General features: G+C 57.6%; 14 protein-coding genes. 6 read left to right on the top strand and 8 right to left on the bottom strand.

Translation table 11 applies throughout. The annotated features are described in order from the left end of the window. The first annotated feature begins 115 nt into the window (after positions 1-115). The gene (locus ACYVAC_RS17675) at positions 116-514 is read left to right on the top strand and encodes a hypothetical protein (RefSeq protein WP_461099094.1); all 399 of its coding nucleotides are present in this window, start codon (positions 116-118) and stop codon (positions 512-514) included. A gap of 146 nt (positions 515-660) precedes the next feature. Then, positions 661-942 carry a hypothetical protein gene (locus tag ACYVAC_RS17670; RefSeq protein WP_461099092.1) on the top strand — a complete coding sequence of 94 codons (282 nt, stop codon included), beginning with the start codon at positions 661-663 and terminating at the stop codon, positions 940-942. Between the two features lie 47 nt (positions 943-989). Here the strand turns inward: ACYVAC_RS17670 and ACYVAC_RS17665 are convergent, their stop codons facing one another. The 6 genes from ACYVAC_RS17665 to ACYVAC_RS17640 all read right to left on the bottom strand — a co-directional run bounded on the left by ACYVAC_RS17665 (position 990) and on the right by ACYVAC_RS17640 (position 9,673). Then, the gene (locus ACYVAC_RS17665) at positions 990-1,904 is read right to left on the bottom strand and encodes a glycosyltransferase family 2 protein (protein ID WP_461099091.1); all 915 of its coding nucleotides are present in this window, start codon (positions 1,902-1,904) and stop codon (positions 990-992) included. 318 nt (positions 1,905-2,222) lie between these two features. Next, the gene (locus tag ACYVAC_RS17660) at positions 2,223-3,554 is read right to left on the bottom strand and encodes a TolC family protein (RefSeq protein WP_461099090.1); all 1,332 of its coding nucleotides are present in this window, start codon (positions 3,552-3,554) and stop codon (positions 2,223-2,225) included. An 11-nt stretch (positions 3,555-3,565) separates the two neighbouring features. Then, a complete protein-coding gene (locus ACYVAC_RS17655; RefSeq protein WP_461099089.1) occupies positions 3,566-6,655 on the bottom strand; it encodes an efflux RND transporter permease subunit in 3,090 nt (1,029 codons plus the stop codon). Beyond that, positions 6,652-7,713 carry an efflux RND transporter periplasmic adaptor subunit gene (locus tag ACYVAC_RS17650; protein WP_461099088.1) on the bottom strand — a complete coding sequence of 354 codons (1,062 nt, stop codon included), beginning with the start codon at positions 7,711-7,713 and terminating at the stop codon, positions 6,652-6,654. The genes ACYVAC_RS17655 and ACYVAC_RS17650 overlap by 4 nt, the downstream gene beginning before the upstream one ends. Before the next feature lie 338 nt (positions 7,714-8,051). Then, positions 8,052-9,107 carry a patatin-like phospholipase family protein gene (locus ACYVAC_RS17645; protein ID WP_461099087.1) on the bottom strand — a complete coding sequence of 352 codons (1,056 nt, stop codon included), beginning with the start codon at positions 9,105-9,107 and terminating at the stop codon, positions 8,052-8,054. Then, the gene (locus tag ACYVAC_RS17640) at positions 9,104-9,673 is read right to left on the bottom strand and encodes a hypothetical protein (RefSeq protein ID WP_461099086.1); all 570 of its coding nucleotides are present in this window, start codon (positions 9,671-9,673) and stop codon (positions 9,104-9,106) included. The genes ACYVAC_RS17645 and ACYVAC_RS17640 overlap by 4 nt, the downstream gene beginning before the upstream one ends. Before the next feature lie 295 nt (positions 9,674-9,968). Between ACYVAC_RS17640 and ACYVAC_RS17635 the strand changes: the two genes are divergently transcribed. Together ACYVAC_RS17635 and ACYVAC_RS17630 are read left to right on the top strand one after the other, a co-directional pair. Further along, positions 9,969-10,913 carry a ParA family protein gene (locus ACYVAC_RS17635; RefSeq protein WP_461099085.1) on the top strand — a complete coding sequence of 315 codons (945 nt, stop codon included), beginning with the start codon at positions 9,969-9,971 and terminating at the stop codon, positions 10,911-10,913. Position 10,914: 1 nt separating this feature from the next. After that, positions 10,915-11,718, top strand: a complete 804-nt coding sequence (locus ACYVAC_RS17630) for a hypothetical protein (protein ID WP_461099084.1) — start codon at positions 10,915-10,917, stop codon at positions 11,716-11,718. A gap of 156 nt (positions 11,719-11,874) precedes the next feature. On the opposite strand, the gene ACYVAC_RS17625 is transcribed toward ACYVAC_RS17630, so the two are convergent. Beyond that, complete coding sequence (locus ACYVAC_RS17625) at positions 11,875-12,645, bottom strand: SDR family oxidoreductase (protein WP_461099083.1); 771 nt, start codon at positions 12,643-12,645, stop codon at positions 11,875-11,877. Between the two features lie 255 nt (positions 12,646-12,900). Here ACYVAC_RS17625 and ACYVAC_RS17620 point away from each other — a divergent pair, with 255 nt between their 5' ends. Continuing rightward, positions 12,901-13,305 carry a hypothetical protein gene (locus ACYVAC_RS17620; RefSeq protein ID WP_461099082.1) on the top strand — a complete coding sequence of 135 codons (405 nt, stop codon included), beginning with the start codon at positions 12,901-12,903 and terminating at the stop codon, positions 13,303-13,305. A gap of 512 nt (positions 13,306-13,817) precedes the next feature. Next, on the top strand, positions 13,818-15,083 hold the full coding sequence (locus ACYVAC_RS17615) for a replication initiation protein (RefSeq protein ID WP_461099081.1): 1,266 nt from the start codon (positions 13,818-13,820) through the stop codon (positions 15,081-15,083). 339 nt (positions 15,084-15,422) lie between these two features. Here the strand turns inward: ACYVAC_RS17615 and ACYVAC_RS17610 are convergent, their stop codons facing one another. Beyond that, on the bottom strand, positions 15,423-16,043 hold the full coding sequence (locus tag ACYVAC_RS17610; RefSeq protein ID WP_461099080.1) for a response regulator: 621 nt from the start codon (positions 16,041-16,043) through the stop codon (positions 15,423-15,425). Position 16,044 lies beyond the last annotated feature (1 nt).

The following is a 16,044-nucleotide window of genomic DNA, read 5'->3' as shown; positions in this document are numbered from 1 at the left end:
TGTTGAGTACTTTCACGCAAGCTATCCGGCCGTTTTCAGTGGCACTATTTTTTTATCCAGGATTGAATAGCCAGTCAGAAGGTGCCCGTCAGCTCCCTGGGTCATTAGTTTTTTCATGGTTGCTAAATTCCTGATCATCTCGCTCGATACCGAGCCATCAATCCATACCTTCCTGGCGTATGCGGCCATGAGTAGTTTTCCGGATGCAATTATTATCGGCTTACACTCCCTGGAGCAGTTTCAGCACTACATCTCCGATGTTGAATCGCAGCCACCCAATCTCTTGCTGATCGATTCCGACTTGTCTGCCCCCGGCGGTATCAATCAACTTCTGGCCCGTCTGCGCGCTAATGCCCGGCTTGAGCAAACCCGGATTATTCTATTAGCAACTGCCCTCAACATGCACGACATGGTTGATTTTTACCAGGCAGGTGGTACACTGTATCGTGAAAAACCTAAAGCCCTATCGGATTGGCATGACCTTGTATTAACACTAAAGACCTACAAAGCCTAGAAAATTGGCTGTAGAGTTGGCCTTTTTCCACAAATGTTCATATAAATTTTACGATAAAAACAAAATTATTATTTACCTTTTAATAATTTTGGTATCAAAAAGTAATTCGGAACGAGTAGCTTGTGGCAGCATATCCGATTCACACCATGACTAAAGACGACATCCTGAAATCCGGGATGGGATTCAGAGAAAGCGAAAGTGGCACTGGTACCTTGCTCATACTACGCTTCAGCAGCGACCAGGCCGAACACTGGCTTATTTTGACGCAGCAAGTCGAAGGATTACCCTGGATGGTGAATTACCTCTGCAAATCCCGGACTCCCACCCACCTGGCCAACCTGCTGGCCGATACGACCCGACTTTGTACGCTCGATGAACTGGCTGGCTTCATTCGCGACAAGACCGGCAACAGCTTACCCTGCGCGTAACGTGCAGCCACTTTCTCTGGTCAGGAAGCTGCAGTGCTGGTCCGTCGTTACTTGCCACTGTGTTCGAGTTGCTCAACCGGGTCTGGCTGTATGGCCGGAGCCGCCGGGCCCACCATTCCTTTTGGCGTCAGGTAGAGGTGCAGACGATTTAGCTCCCGGCGCGCCCGGAGGCTGTAGGCTTTCGACAGGCTGCCGGCTTCCTGCAGTCGCCGGTCGCTGGTCCAGACCCGGGCGTTCAGCGAAGGTTCGCGGTAGAGCCGGCCTTTCTGGGTCAGGCAATAGGCCATCCAGCCGTCTTCACTACGCCCGGTTTTCCAGCGTTCCAGATCATGCCGGAACCCACCCACGGCCAGCCCGTCGGCCCGGCGAAAGCCAAAGTTGAACCCCATCACATCGACTACTTCCCGGTTCCGGCGCTTCAGGCGTTTGAACGTTTCAGAACTAAACTCATACAGACTCAGCGTAAAGCGGTTGCTGGCCTTGCCGGGTATAAACGAATACATACCGTAGGTGCAGCTGATGGCCGTATTGTGCAGTGGTTTGACAAGCGCATCGAGCCAGGTTGGCGGGTAGATACTGTCGGCATCGGCATTGAGCACAAACCGCCCCGACGCCAGTTCGAGGCCTGCCTGCCGGGCGTAGCTGATTCCCTGATCGGCTACAAATACCGAGCGCACCCCGCAGGCATCGAGCAATTCCTGCGTGCGGTCGCTCGAGTTGTTGTTGGCTACGATGATTTCGGTTTTATAGTGTGTCGACAGCCGCGACAACGACGACAGCATGGGCAGAATGGTTGCTTCTTCGTTGAAAGCAGGAACCACGATCGACACGTCGGGGCGGTTAGTCGAGACCAGTCGCAGCTGGTTGCGGATCGTTCGGATTGTCTCGCCGGTCAGACTGTCTGGAAAACCAGCCAGTGCCGCGTGGGCGTTGACCCAGCCGGGGGTTTGCCACTGAAACATGAGAAGCGTAATAAACGGGTTGGGCGAAAACGAACTGGATCAAATCGGTCGGGCACCTGCGTCGGGCATGCGCCAGCCCATCTGAGATAAACAGGCACTCTTGTTTACCAATCCAGCACAGATTATACCAACAGTTCGTTTTAGCCTACCAAATTGCATCTTTCGACGCAATGGATTATTCCAGGTAACAAATTTCCGGTTTTATTATACAACTCCTTCCGTCCATCCAATAGCTACGCCCCGGCCCGATCGTCTGAAGAGAGAGCCGTAAGAAAAGCCCCCGCTGCCGGCTGGGTTGATCAGTGGCTCCTCCGTCGATCACCGCCCGCTGAGTCGCTCCAGATCCGAAACGGCCAGCCGGTAAGCCAGCTGGGCCGAATACAGGTCGACCTCGGCCTTGCTCACCGCCTGCTGGGTTTCGAGCACGTCGCGCTTGAGGGCAAGGCCCGCAGCCAGCCGATCCTGCCTGAGTTTCAGTTCATCGCGCCGGTACTGAACCGCCTGGGTGGCAATGGGCAGCAGCGACTGGGCCTGCCGCGCTTTCCGGTACGCCTTCTGAATGTCGCCGGCAATGTGCTCGCGGGTGTACTGCTGGTTCTCGTCGGCCTGTTTCTGCTGCGACAGCCGTTGCTGGAGCGTCGATTTGCGCCGGCCAAAGTCGAGCAGGGCGTAGCTGAGCTGCAGGCCCAGGAAGTAATTGCTCTGCGGCAGATCGCCGATAACGTTTTGAAACAGGTAGCCCCCCATAGCACTCAGGTTGGGAATATATTCCTTGCGGGCGGCCTGTACGCCGAGCGTAGCCTTTTGCCGGGTCTGATCGGCTTCGAGCTGATCGGGGTTGCCGGTTTTGGCCGCGTCGAGATACGCGCTTTGTGCCGGCAGCTCTGGCCCTATGCCCCCCACCTCGGCCAGGGCCAGGGGCGTTTCGGCGGGTTGCCCCATCAACTCATTCAGATCGGCGGTATAGTCCTCAACCTGGTTTTGCAGCTGCAGCAGCTGTTGTTGCTGATTGGCCAGATCGGCCTGCAGCCCCACTTTATTGACCGCGTCGGTCTTTCCCGCGAGCAACCCACTCTCCACATCGTAGAGCCGGACCTTCGTCAGTTCGACCGATGCCTGGGCCTGCTCCTGCTGCTTGCGGGCAATTAGCAGGCCGAAATACAGTTTCTCGACTCCCTGCCGAATGGCGCGTTCGGCCTGACTGACCTGCGTTCGGGCGAGTGCCACATCGGTCTGCGCTACCTCGATTCCATCCTTGATCTTCCCCAGCTGACTGATGGGCTGAATGGCCACCACGTTGCCCAGAAACAGATTGTGTTTGGCTTTGAACAGCGTGAGATCCTGCTGCGGCAGGGCAACGGGCGTAGCCCCCGGCAGCACACCAATGGCCCCACGGGGCAGCGTCAGATCGCGGGTGACGCCGTTGTAGGTGTAAAAGCCGTTGGCCACCACAAACGGAAGGCGCCGGCTGCGGGCTTCCGTTACTTTCAGATCGGCCTCGTCGACCTTATACCGGGCAATTTTTAACCGGCGGTTTTGCAGCAGGGCCTGTTCCTGCGCCTGGGCCAGGGTCAGCGCGGTCGGTTGCGCTAGCAGCGGGTAACTGACACTGCCCAGCAGTACCAGCACCAGTATCGATTTTGGAAACATGAGCGAATGAATCAGGAAGCCGTTTCGAGCAGCGACTCCACTTGGTTGGGTTTAACAGCCATGACAAACAGTACGGGAATGACCAGCAGGGTCATCACCATCGAGACAATGACCCCCACCGCCAGCACACTGGCCAGCGGACTCCACATGGGCGACCCCGACAGAATCATGGGTACCACGCCAATGGCAGCCGCCATGGTTGTCAGAAAAATGGGGCGTAACCGGCGCTTGCCAGCCTCGATGGCAGCCGTTCGCAGGGGCATACCTTTGGCCATCAGCTCGTTGGTGTAGTCGACCAGAATAATGGCGTTGCGCACCACAATGCCCGACAGACTAATTAGCCCCATGAACGCCGTAAAGCCAAACGGATTACCCGTTACGAGCAGCCCCAGCAGGGCTCCGAACAGGCTCAGCGGAATGGATGCCATTACCACCAGCGACTCTTTGAGGTTCCGGAACTGAAACAACAGAATGAGGAAGATGAGCACGAGACTGATGCCCAGCGCGGTTGTCATCTGGCTGAAGGTAGCCCGGCGGTTTTCGTCCTCGCCCCCGTACTCGATGCGGTACCCAACCGGCAGCGCCAGCGCTGCCAGCTGCGGCCGAATCGCATTCAGTACCTCGGAGGGCAGGGTTTGCCCGCTTGTTTCCGACTGAACGGTGAGCGTCCGGACCCCGTTGCGGTGCATGATGCGGCCCGTTTGCCACTGCGAAAACAGATCGGCGATCTGCCGGAGCGGTACGCTGCTGCCCGTTACGGGCGAGCTGAGATACGTGTTTTCCAGATCGGTGAAGTTTCGGCGACTGTCCTCGTCGAGCCGCAACACCAGATTGATGGGCTGGTCGCCTTCGTAGATCACCGAGATGGGGGCACCCGAGAAGCCGGTATACAGGCTCGTTGCCACCCCCGTGGTGGTAAAGCCCAGCCGGTTGGCTTCTTCCTTCAGCCTCACCCCTACCCCATAGTAATCTTCCCGGAAATCAGTCCGCACCAGCCTACTCCCGGGTGCCTTCCGCACAATGGATTCGACCTGATGGCCTATCCGTTTGAGCGTGGTCAGATCGTTGCCGATAATACGCACCTCGACCGGCGCAATGGTGAGCGAGCCCTGCTGCATAAGCCGTACGCGCGGTATTCCCTCCGGCACGGCAGCCGCCACCTGTCCGATCAGGTCATCGGCCATGGCTTCGGTTTCTTCGTTGGTGTGCGTGTTGATCAGAATCTGGCCGAAGTTGGTGACGGGAGGCTCCGGCGAGAAATTATAATAGAACCGCGGGGCACTGGTACCCACAAAGGTGGCGTAGCTGGCCATCCGGCTGTCGCGCCGAATCAGGTTCTCCAGCTGCGTCATGGCCGCGCGGGTCTTCTCGAATTTGGTACCCGTGGGCATCCACAGCTCAACAACAAACTGATTGCGCTCGGCGGCCGGAAAAAACTTCTGCCGGATGCCTTTGAACAGCAGTCCCGATGCGCCGATCGACAGCACGGCAACGATCAGCGTGGCAGCCCGGTGGTCGATACACCAGCCAATGGCGGCATCGTAGCCATCCTGCATATAGTCGAGCAGCGATTTGCGTTTGGGCCGGGCGTCGGGTGCGGGCTCGCTATGGTCATGCAGCCCCTTCTTGATAAACGTATAGCACAGAAACGGGGTCAGCAGCATGGCCACCACAAACGAGGACGCCAGGGCGATGGAGACGGTGATGGGAAGCGAAAAAATAAACTCGCCAACCGAGCCGCTCAGAATGACCATGGGCAGAAACGACGCTACGATCGTAGCCGTGGCGGTCAGTACCGGTACCACCAGATCGCTCGCACTGCGCCAGGCTGCCGTCCAGCGATCGACGCCTTCGTCGAGCAGTTCCACGTAGTTATCGGCAATGACGATGGCATCGTCGACCACCATGCCCAGCACCACGATCAGGGCCGCCAGCGACACCTGGTGCAACTCGATGCCGAAAGTATGCAGCAGGGCGAACGTAACGGCAATGGTAACCGGAATCGCCATGGCCGCCACGGCCGCAATGCGGAAAGGCAGCAGTACGATCGTGACAATGACAACCGACAGAATGGCCAGAAAAAACTCCCGGATAAAGTCGCTTACGCTGTGCTGCACCACCTGCGGCTGATTCACAATGGTCGTCAGCCGGATCGAGCTGGGCATATTACGCTGCAGCTCCGTCAGCTTGGCCGATACATCTTCCCCAAACCGGACAATGTTGTTACCTTCCTGCATCTCTACCGACAGCATAAGGGCCCGGTGTCCGCCAACCGTAATGGCCGATGTCGGCTCGGCGTATTCGCGCCGGATGGCAGCCACGTCGCCCAGCCGGATAACCGAGCCCGCGGGGGTGGTGCCGATTACCTGCCGGGCCACCTCCTGCTCGGTATTATAGTAACCCTGCGCATAAAGCGGTACCTGGCTGTCGGCTGTTTTCACATTGCCGGTGGCCTTGATGGCGTTCTGGGCCTGAAGTACCTGCACCACCTGCGTCCAGCGGATGCCATACTGCGCCAGCTGCCCCGAATTGGCCGTAATAGTGACCTGCTCTTTCTGTTCGCCATAGCGCCGGATTTTCGAAACGGCTTTTACCGTGCGGAGCCCGTCTTCAATGCGCTTCAGGTAGTCATCGAGTTCGGCATAGGACAAGGCATCCGATTCAACGCCGATAAGCATGGCTACCGTGTCGCCAAAATCGGTGTTGACAATGGGGCCCTGTACGCCCTGCGGCAGATCGAGCGCCCTGGCCTGATTCAGATCATGACGCAGCTTCGACCAGAACACGTCAGGATCCTGGACATTCTCTTCCAGTTCTACGTTGATCACCACCGCCCCGTCGCGACTGGTCGAGTACGTTTTGTCTTTGCGCACTTCCGCATAGCCAAACAGATACTGTTCGAGTTTGCGCGTCACCTGGTCTTCTACCTGCGCCGAGGTGGCTCCGGGAAAGAAAGCGACCACCAGCCCCGATCGGATGGTGATTTTAGGGTCTTCGCGCCGGGGCATGGTCAGCAGTGAATACAGCCCCACCACCACGGCCAGGAAAACCACACTCAGCGTCACCTGTGGATATTTGAGCGATGCTTTGATGAGGTTCATAACGACGCTGAGTTATACTGAATCGATGCACCATCCTGCAGCTTCTGGCCTCCGCCCGTCACCACCAGCTCGCCGGCCGACAGCCCCGCGCTGATCTGCACGGCACTGGCCTGCACCGCACCCACGCTTACTTTTCGCCTGAACGCCTGTTTGCGGGGCGCGTCGACAACGTACACATACGTCGATCCGTCATCGTCGCGCAGGACAGCATTGCCCGGCAGCGTGAGCGTCTGCACCGTTCGGGCCGACTTCAACTGGGCATCGGCCACCATGCCCGGCCGGATGGTCAGGCCCGGATTGGCCACGTCGATTTTGACCGAGTAGGCCCGGGCTGTCGGGTCGGCCACGGCCCCGATCAGCGAGACTGTACCCGTTACGGTTTTGTTGATCGCCGGAATACTGACCTGTGCCGACTGGCCCAGCCGCAGCTGCCCTACTTCCGACTCCGGCACCGATACGCGCACTTTGATGGGCTGGATATCGGCAATCTGGAACAGCGGCTGCCCCTGCGGCACAATCTCGCCCGCGCTGGCCCCCTTGCGGGCCACAATGCCGGCGATGGGGCTGTAGAGCCGGGTTTCGTTCAGGTTCTTCTGCGCCAGTTTCTGCCGGGCTTTCACTTCGGCCAGGCCCGTTACGGCTTTTTCGTAATCGCTGGGCGTCAGGCTGCCGCGCTCTTTCAGAATGGTGAGCCGATCATATTCGTCCTGCACCCGGGCCACATTGGCATTGGCAATCGTAACACCCAGCTGGTAGTCGGTTGGTTCGATGGCGGCAATCAGCTGACCCGCCCGTACGGTCTGCCCCTCCTGAATGGTTACCCGGGCCAGCTTGCCCCCCACCATAAAGCCCAGGTTGACGGTAGTTTCAGCCTCTGTGGCCCCACTCAGCTGCAGAGGTGCCCCCGACTGGCTCGTCTGGACCCGGCTGACCACTACCGGGATAGCCGCGGGTTTTTCGTCGACGGGATCGCTGGTTTTGGCCGATTTCGACTGGCAACCGGCTAGCCAGGCGCACAAACCAATCCAGGCCAGATAGTGTGAAAATAATCGCTTCATAGCGGCACGTTTTACGTTTGTGTAGTCGGTGAACAGCGTTGATCGCCGGTGCCAGAACCCCATACGGGCGTAGGCAGTAACGACTGGCGCTGCATTCCTCTCAACGTGCTCCGCACCAAAAAGTTAGCTATGTAACTACTTGAAAACTAATCAGTTATTTGTAAAACAAGACGTATACATACGGGGGTTGCGCGTTGATAACGTTAGGTTTTTGCCTGATTATCAGATGTGTTTAGCCGGTTCAATCGGTTGCATAATCCGCAGCGGCCGGTTCCGTACTGCCAGCCCGCCCGGGTGTGGCACGCCAGCAGCGAAACAGTCTTTGTTGCGGTCTTTTCTCAGACCAGCACGTCGGGCGGTACGCCACTGTTCTGATCGACCCGCTGGAAATAAGCGGCTGCATCGGCCTCGCCCCGACGCATCATGGCCTGCATCTCGGCGGGTTCGAAACGCAGCCCGCCCGGCCCGCCCCCCAGGGGTGTCTGGGGCCTGATGATGTGAATCTGACTGGCTGGTCGGCCGTCAAATGGATTGCCCGGGTCCAGCACCGCACTGATCTGAGCCGGCGACAATCCGGCGGCACTGAGCCGGCCCCGGAGCGCCTGCACATAAGCCGCCCCCCGGCTCAGCAGATCCGGAACCCGTACATCGTTCAGGCCCACATCGTTGGTGAAAATATCGATGGTGCGCTCCAGAACGCCGATCAGATTCGACGGATTGAGGCCCGGGGCCGCTTCGGGCTCGGCTGGCGAGAGCAGCACCGCCACCACATCGGTGGCCCCGGCATCGAGAGCTGCCTGGATGGGCGCATATTCGCGCACGCCCCCATCGACATAGTGCCGCGGCTGCGGGCCGGCGTCGGAACGGAACCGGACGGGCTGAAAGAAAAACGGCTGGTGCACCGACGCCCGAATCGCATCGATCAGATCGGCCCGCGTGGTCAGCTGCTGCGTCGTATAGTGCGGCCGATTGGCGGGTAATGGCCGGGTCGAAAACACACGCAGCTCGCCCGTTTGCAGGCATACAGCGGCCAGCCCAACCTGCCGGCCGCCAGCCAGCAGGATCGCAAACCGGTTGGCATCGAACACCTGATCGATAAGTCCATCGAGCCCGGCACTGTTGAACAGAAAGCCCGTCTGCAACAGCCGCAGGGCATCGTGCATCACCAGCAGCCCGGCCGTTTGCTGACCGCTGTAGAAAGCGTTGAGCATGGCCAGATCACCGGTTGCGGCCAGTGGCACCACGAGCGCTCCCGTGCTGGTTCCCCAGTAGCTGCCGAACGTAAACTGCCCCTGGCTGAAATAAGCGGGCCGATTCGCTTTCAGGTAGTTGAGTACACCTACGGCATAGGCTCCCTTGCTCCCTCCTCCGCTTACGACAAGTGCTTTACTCATGGCTGTGTCGGGTTAAAACTGGGTTCACGTCGGGGTCGAATCAAATTGTAGTGCAGGGCCAGTTGTCCCCAGGTAGCCTGATGCTCGTAGTCCCGGTGGGCTTTCAGGCTAACCCCTACCGTCTTGAGCAGCTCAACCGTCAGCCCCCCGCCCACCAGCCGGATCGCGTGCGCACCCCACAGGTGCTCGGCAAAAAGCTGCACATTACCGAAGGCGATGCCCCCGGGCAGACCTCCCAGCGCAGCTGACAGTGTTTTCAGTCGGAGCGCCAGCCGGGGCCCGGCATACAGGTGCCACGGGTGCTGCGGCTCCGCCGTCCGTTCAGTATAGGCAATGCCCGCCGTTGCACCCAGCCGAAGCTGGTGGTCGATCAGGGTGAATTGCGGACAGGCTTCCAGCGCGAGCAGGGCCCGGGCGTCGCGCGATACAAAGCCCAGACCTGCCGACACGGGCAGCACCGCCCGCCGGTTGAACTCGGCAAAATCGAGCGATGGGCCGCTCTGCGCGCCCGCACTGCCGACAAAACCGACGGTTGCGCATACGGTGGTCATTAGCCACCTGATCATTCGTTTGTTCATCGGGTCTGTCTGCCTCGTACTTAGTAAAGGTCGCCTGTTAAAGGACGCCTGTTAAAGGTCGCCCGGCCTGCGTCCATTCACAAGCGTATGAGTCCCCTACTTCATAAGCGGTAGCCACCAGCACAATTTGAATAACTAAAAACTTAGTTATTCGCTGTACAGGTTAGCGATCCGGCCACTGGCGCGGTATTCGGCCCATGCCACAGAAATAAAAGGCGTTTCGTTTTGGGTAAATTTTGTTCTTTCTACCTTTACAAAAGATAAATAATTACCTGTTTGGCGCATGCTCTCACACGATAAGCTGGTCCGTTTTCTGCGGTCCAAGCCAGCCCTGAACGTTTCGCAGCTGGAGAAAGAAGCGGGAATTCCGGCCCGTACGGTTCATAAAGCCCTGTCGGATGGCAAAGACATTCCGGCAAAACACCTGCCCGCGCTGGAAGTAGCCCTGCGTGCTTACGGGTATTCGGAAGCCCTGTTTGATAAAGCCACGGTTCTATCGGTAGTCAATCACAAAGGCGGAGTTGGCAAAACCACCACCACCATCAACGTGGGCAAAGCGCTGAGTCTGCTCGGCAACCGGGTGCTGCTGGTCGATATGGACTCACAGGGTAACCTCTCGCAGTGCTTCGGCATTCACGAGCCCACCGAGCAGGTCATCGATGCGCTGCTGGGCAACAGTCCGCTGCCGCTGATCGAAATCACCCCTACCCTGTTTCTCTCGCCGTCTGACATTCGCATGGCCTACCGCGAGTCTGAACTGGCCAACGCCATCGGGGCCGACCGCCGGCTGTCGCTTCGGCTCGAAGATCTGCGCGAGCAGTTCGATTTCATCCTGATCGACTGCCCGCCCAGCCTGGGTATCTGTACAACCTGCTCCCTGGTTGCTTCCAGCAGTTGCCTGGTGCCGATTCAGCCCGAGGCATCGGCCTACCACGGCGTCGAAAGCCTTTTCAATCGCATTGCCGAAGTACGTACTTACCTTAACCCGGCGCTGACCGTAAAAGGGATCGTCTTTACGATGGTGCACAAAAACCAGAGCGTACACAAGAGCATGATGAGCCACATCCGGGAAACCTATGATAACTTCCGGATTTACGACCCGATCATCGAGGTATCGACGGTTATCAAGCAATCGCAGGTGGCTAAAGAAGATTTGCATACCTATTCGCCCAAGTCCCACTCGTGGCAGCAGTATTACCAGCTGGCCCGCGACATCATGACGATCTGATATGAAAAAAGACTTTATGGGGGCGCTGAAAGCAAAAACGGCTGATCTGCGCCCTTCCCTTCTTTCGACCGAAGAAAACATCAAGAAACAGGTGCAGGTACTCGACAGCCTGCGCGATCTGATTCCGCCCCTGACGCCCGACGAGGTCGGGCAGCTCGAGCAGAACGTGCTTCGGTACGGCATCAAAGATCCGCTGACGGTCTGGGAAACAACCGTCCAGACGGCGGGTCTAGGCGATTCGTCCGATCCGGTTTATATTCTCATAGACGGCCACAACCGCTACCGCATCAGCCAGCTCCACCAGCTCGACTACCGCATCAGCGTGGTGCAGTTTCCCTCCCTCGAGGATGTGCGGACCTATATGATCGATTACCAGCTGGGCCGGCGTAACCTGACGCCCGAGCAGGCATCCTACCTGCGGGGTATGCGCTACCAGCAACAGCGGAAAGCCCGGGGCAGCAACCTGAACACGGATGAGCCGCAGCAAAACATTGCCGAACTCCTGGCTACTGAGTATGGGGTAAGCAGCCGCACCATTAAACGCGATGGTGTTTTTGCCGCCACCCTCGGGCAGCTGTCGCCCCAGGAGCGGCAGGACGTGCTGGCGGGCAAACGCAAACTGCCCCGGAGCAGCCGCTCTGCCGGTACCGATACAGCCGCTGCCGACACGCCCGATACCGAGACACAACTCCGGCAGCTTCAGGATACGATACGGGCGCTGGCCAACGGAAAACTCTCGCGCCGGAGCTGCCAGCAGCTCATTCAGCAGGCAACCGAGTGGCTGGCGCTTCAGCCGACGAAGTGACAGCGTGTCCCTTCGTCGGCATACTCATGCTGACGGAGTAAACCCAGACACCAGCGCTGTCCGGAAAAACAACTTGCTTGTGGTGTTACAGCCAGTACTGAAAGCCGACTTTATCACGAAGGGACATCGTGTCCCTTCGCATAACCGGGTCTGCCGCTAACGACCCATCCAGCCGCCGTCGACCGTCAGAATGGTGCCGTGTACGTAGCGCGACGCGTCGGACGCCAGAAACAGCGTGGGGCCTTTGAAATCGTCGGGTTCGCCCCAGCGGCCGGCCGGAATACGGGCCAGAATACTCTGGCTCCGTTCGGCATCCTGCCGCAGGGCTTCGGTGTTGTCGGTAGCGATGTAGCCGGGGGCAATGGCGTTTACGTTGACGCCTTTGCTGGCCCACTCATTGGCAAACGCTTTGACCAGACTCCCGATGGCGCCCTTGCTGGCGGCATAGCCCGGCACCGTGATGCCCCCCTGAAACGTAAGCAGCGAGGCCGTAAAAATCACTTTGCCCGCTCCTCGCTCCACCATGCCGCGACCGATCTCGCGGGTCAGGATAAACGGTGCGTTGAGGTTGGTGTCGATTACGGTATCCCAGTAGTCGTCCGGATGTTCGGCCGCCGGTTTGCGCAGAATGGTGCCGGCGTTGTTCACCAGAATGTCAATAACGGGCCTCTCGCGGGCGATCTCCTCCAAAAAGGCATAGATAGCCGTCCGGTCGCTTAAATCGCACTGGTAGGCTTTAAACGAGCGACCGTGGGCTGTTACGGCCTGCTCGGCCTGACTGCCGTGTAGTTCGAGCGATGCCGACACGCCAATGATGTCGGCGCCGGCTTCGGCCAGTGCTTCGGCCATGGCCAGGCCAATGCCGCGTTTGCAGCCGGTAACGAGGGCCGTTTTGCCCGTCAAATCAAATTGTGAACGTAGGGACATGAAGATAGCTAGGTTCGGGGTGTTCAACCGTACACCCCTCGATGGTTGTTTCAGCGGGAAAAGACCCAACCCGGTAAGGAGCTACTGCTGCATCGGCCGGGGTCGGCCCCGCCATGGGTCACCTACCCGTCGGGTAGGGAGGGGCCAGGCCGGTACCAGAACCGGTGGTGGCAACTGCGAGGAAAGTACCGTCGGTCTACTGGTTGCAGCCGGGTAAGGTGCACCGACAACCGGCTGGACCGGGGGGGCGCAACTATGATGACCGTACCGTTATCCGTTTATCCCCACTCCACGGAACTGCGACAAAAGTACCGTCGTTGGAACCTTCCCGATTCAGAACTACGACAAAAGTACCGCCGGCGGCAGAAGCTCATTCAGCTGCGAACTGCGACAAAAGTACCGTCGGTGGCAGAACCCATTCAGCTTCGAACTACGATAAAAGTACCGTCGGCGGCAGAAGCCTATTCAGCCATTGATGTGCGAGGAAAGTACCGTCAAGTCGGTTTTGCGGCTTCGCCGAACTACGACAAAAGTACCGCCTGGCCAAAGGCCTCTGTTTTCGTAACGCCATTGGCCAGGCGTCAGCCTGGTTTCTTTTTTTATTTTAAACCAACCCGCCTTTTACTTAATTGGCTGGTATTCTTTTTTTTAACCTATTAACTATTAGGGGCACTGCAACATACTGAAAATCAATTAGTTATAATGGTTAATTACGAGGAAAGTACCGTTAACTGCGAGGAAAGTACCGTTGAACTACGAGGAAAGTACCGTTAACTGCGAGGAAAGTACCGTTGAACTACGAGGAAAGTACCGTCGAACTACGAGGAAAGTACCGTGACTGCGAGGAAAGTACCGTTAACTGCGAGGAAAGTACCGTTTGCTGCGAGGAAAGTACCGTCGAAGGCTATTTCTGGCGCATATAGGGGGTTTTTGTCAGGCAGGTAATCAGTGTCAGGCGATTAACTACGATAAAAGTACCGTCGGGCCCGGGAGGCCGTTATGAAGGGCGAGTAAAGTACCGTTGAACACCGAAATCAGGTGTCGGCGGGCTCGAAAAAAAGGCGTTGAGTGGCCCGATGGGCGGGTTGACGGGCTTTTACTCGTAAATGGCCTCCGTAGCTCGGGAAATCAATACTACGGGATTGGTGTGGGGGGCAAAAACCGGTAGATTTGTGTACGACACCCTGGTGAATCGATTCCCCAACATGACCAGAAAGAAAAATGATAGCGACGAGCTGCTGGATGGGTCCGGTGTAATGCTGGAGCCGGTAGCACCCGAAACCCGGCCCGATCGGGTCGTGGCGCAGCATAACGACCTGATCAAGGCACAGTACGATATGTCGCTGCTGGAGATGCGGCTCTTCATTGCCATGCTGGCCCGTATCAACCGGGGCGACAGCGAATTCTCGACCTGCCGGATTCCGGTGAGCGAACTGTATCCTGATGACAAGGTGGGGGGCAAAACGTATTCGCAGGTCAAAAAGGCGGTAGTCAGGCTGGTCGGGCGTGCCATTACCGTCGAAACCAAAGATGAGCGTGGTATTCGGGAAGTGGTCAGCAATCCGCTCATGGCCACCTGTCGCTACAAGGAGGGGACGGGCTATGTGGTGGCCCAGTTCAATAACTTCGTAAAACCGTATCTGCTGGAACTGAAGGGCGATTTTACGGTGGCTCAGGAACTGACGCTGCTGAATTTCCGCAGTTTTTATTCGTTTCGGGTGTATCTGCTGCTCAAACAATCGGCTTTCCACAAGGATACGATCGTGCTCGATCTACCGCTGATCAAGCACATGCTCAACCTGACCAATCGCTACAACAACTTCGCGGATTTTAAACGATCGGTACTCGACATCACCCAGAAGGAAGTGGCCACGACCGATATGGCGTTTGAGTTCAAGCCGGTGAAAGAGGGGCGGGCCGTAACGGGTATTCAGTTTCATCTGCTGCGGCCAGCGATCGTGTCGCAGGCCGATACCGAACTGCCGGAGGGCGTACAGCAGAAGCTAAACGAAATCGGCATCACGCTCAAGTCGCTGCAGGAGATAAAGGCGCGGTTTCAGCAGGGCAAACTTTCCGAAGAATACTTCCGGTTTGTGCTGGCATATTACGAGCAGTCGAAAGCCAAGGGTAAAATCCGGTCGCTGGCGGGGGCCGTTTACAAGGCGCTGACGACCGAGCAACTGTCGATCGAATTCGAGCACTGGAAAGTCCAGCAGCCCGTTTATAAAGCTCCGGCGCCCAAACCGGGGCCAAGCGTGCATGAAGATATTATTCCGCTCGATGAACTACGGAGTGGGTGGGAAATCATGCATGCCAAAGGACTCAGCGCCCACGCCACCTTCGAGGAAAGCCTGCAAAGCTACCAGCAGGACCCCGCCTACAGCATCGAAGAGCGAAACGGGGTGCAGTATCTGATCTACCGAACCACTAGAAACTAATTCGCTAAAAAGGTGGCGGCAAAACGCATTTATTTTCACGAAGGGACACGGTGTCCCTTCGTGAAAAATTAATCGTAAATCGTCGGTCGATATCACCGGGAGTCGCTTCTGTCATTGATGGGGATAGTTATCTGATTTTTGGTAAATCATTGACTGATAGCGCATTGTTTCTGCCGGTTTACGAAGGGACACGATGTCCCTTCGTAAACAGATGAGTCATACTTACGCGATCGACCCGAACCAGCTATCGGATGGGGTAATTGGGCGGGGAACCTGGCCAAAGCGGGTGATGGGCAGTCGATACCAGGTGAGAAACCAGATCGGTTTGCCGGGCGGGCATCAGGTCAGTGTATCCAGAAACGTGTGTAATTCGGTCTGGGTGCTGAAGGGAAGCTTCTGCGTGATGTTTTTGCGGTGGGTCTGAACCGTGAGGTAAGTAAGCCCCAGGTCGTCGGCGATCTGTTCGGAGGTTAACCCTTGCCCAACACGCCGTAAAATCTCGATTTCCCGCTTGGTCAGGCCATGAGTCGAAAGGGTGGAGAGTTGCCCTGCCGGCAAGGACCGGGGAACGGGATCGGTCTCGATTACCACGTTTCCCTGCACCACCTCCCGAAGCAGGAGCAGCAGCCGGTCGGCCGTAACGGTTTTGGCAATGTATCCATCGATATTGAGCGCGCTCAGCCGGCTGATTTCCCACTTATCGGCATACATGCTGACAATCACTACCCGGCCTGGTATCTGCAACTGCCTCAGCTGTTCGACGACGGCCAGCCCGTCGTAATGGGGCATGTTGAAGTCGATCAGGATTAGATCGGGTCGATGCCGGGCGCAGCTACCGCAGGCAAGGCGACTGTCATAGACCTGGTCGACCACGACAAAATCGGTTGTTTTGCGCAGGATCAGACTCAGTCCGTCGTTGAAGAGCCGATGGTCGTCGATGAGAATGGTTCTAATTGGCATG

The sequence above is a fragment of the Spirosoma luteolum genome, assembly GCF_054778875.1.
This window is presented reverse-complemented; position numbering and strand designations above follow the sequence as displayed.

Coding starts and splice junctions, on each gene's coding strand:
- ACYVAC_RS17665 (WP_461099091.1), bottom strand. CDS start 1,904: ATGTTTCAGTGGCAAACCCCCGGCTGGGTCAACGCCCACGCGGCACTG.
- ACYVAC_RS17670 (WP_461099092.1), top strand. CDS start 661: ATGACTAAAGACGACATCCTGAAATCCGGGATGGGATTCAGAGAAAGC.
- ACYVAC_RS17625 (WP_461099083.1), bottom strand. CDS start 12,645: ATGTCCCTACGTTCACAATTTGATTTGACGGGCAAAACGGCCCTCGTT.
- ACYVAC_RS17635 (WP_461099085.1), top strand. CDS start 9,969: ATGCTCTCACACGATAAGCTGGTCCGTTTTCTGCGGTCCAAGCCAGCC.
- ACYVAC_RS17620 (WP_461099082.1), top strand. CDS start 12,901: ATGATGACCGTACCGTTATCCGTTTATCCCCACTCCACGGAACTGCGA.
- ACYVAC_RS17675 (WP_461099094.1), top strand. CDS start 116: ATGGTTGCTAAATTCCTGATCATCTCGCTCGATACCGAGCCATCAATC.
- ACYVAC_RS17650 (WP_461099088.1), bottom strand. CDS start 7,713: ATGAAGCGATTATTTTCACACTATCTGGCCTGGATTGGTTTGTGCGCC.
- ACYVAC_RS17660 (WP_461099090.1), bottom strand. CDS start 3,554: ATGTTTCCAAAATCGATACTGGTGCTGGTACTGCTGGGCAGTGTCAGT.
- ACYVAC_RS17640 (WP_461099086.1), bottom strand. CDS start 9,673: ATGATCAGGTGGCTAATGACCACCGTATGCGCAACCGTCGGTTTTGTC.
- ACYVAC_RS17630 (WP_461099084.1), top strand. CDS start 10,915: ATGAAAAAAGACTTTATGGGGGCGCTGAAAGCAAAAACGGCTGATCTG.
- ACYVAC_RS17610 (WP_461099080.1), bottom strand. CDS start 16,043: ATGCCAATTAGAACCATTCTCATCGACGACCATCGGCTCTTCAACGAC.
- ACYVAC_RS17655 (WP_461099089.1), bottom strand. CDS start 6,655: ATGAACCTCATCAAAGCATCGCTCAAATATCCACAGGTGACGCTGAGT.
- ACYVAC_RS17645 (WP_461099087.1), bottom strand. CDS start 9,107: ATGAGTAAAGCACTTGTCGTAAGCGGAGGAGGGAGCAAGGGAGCCTAT.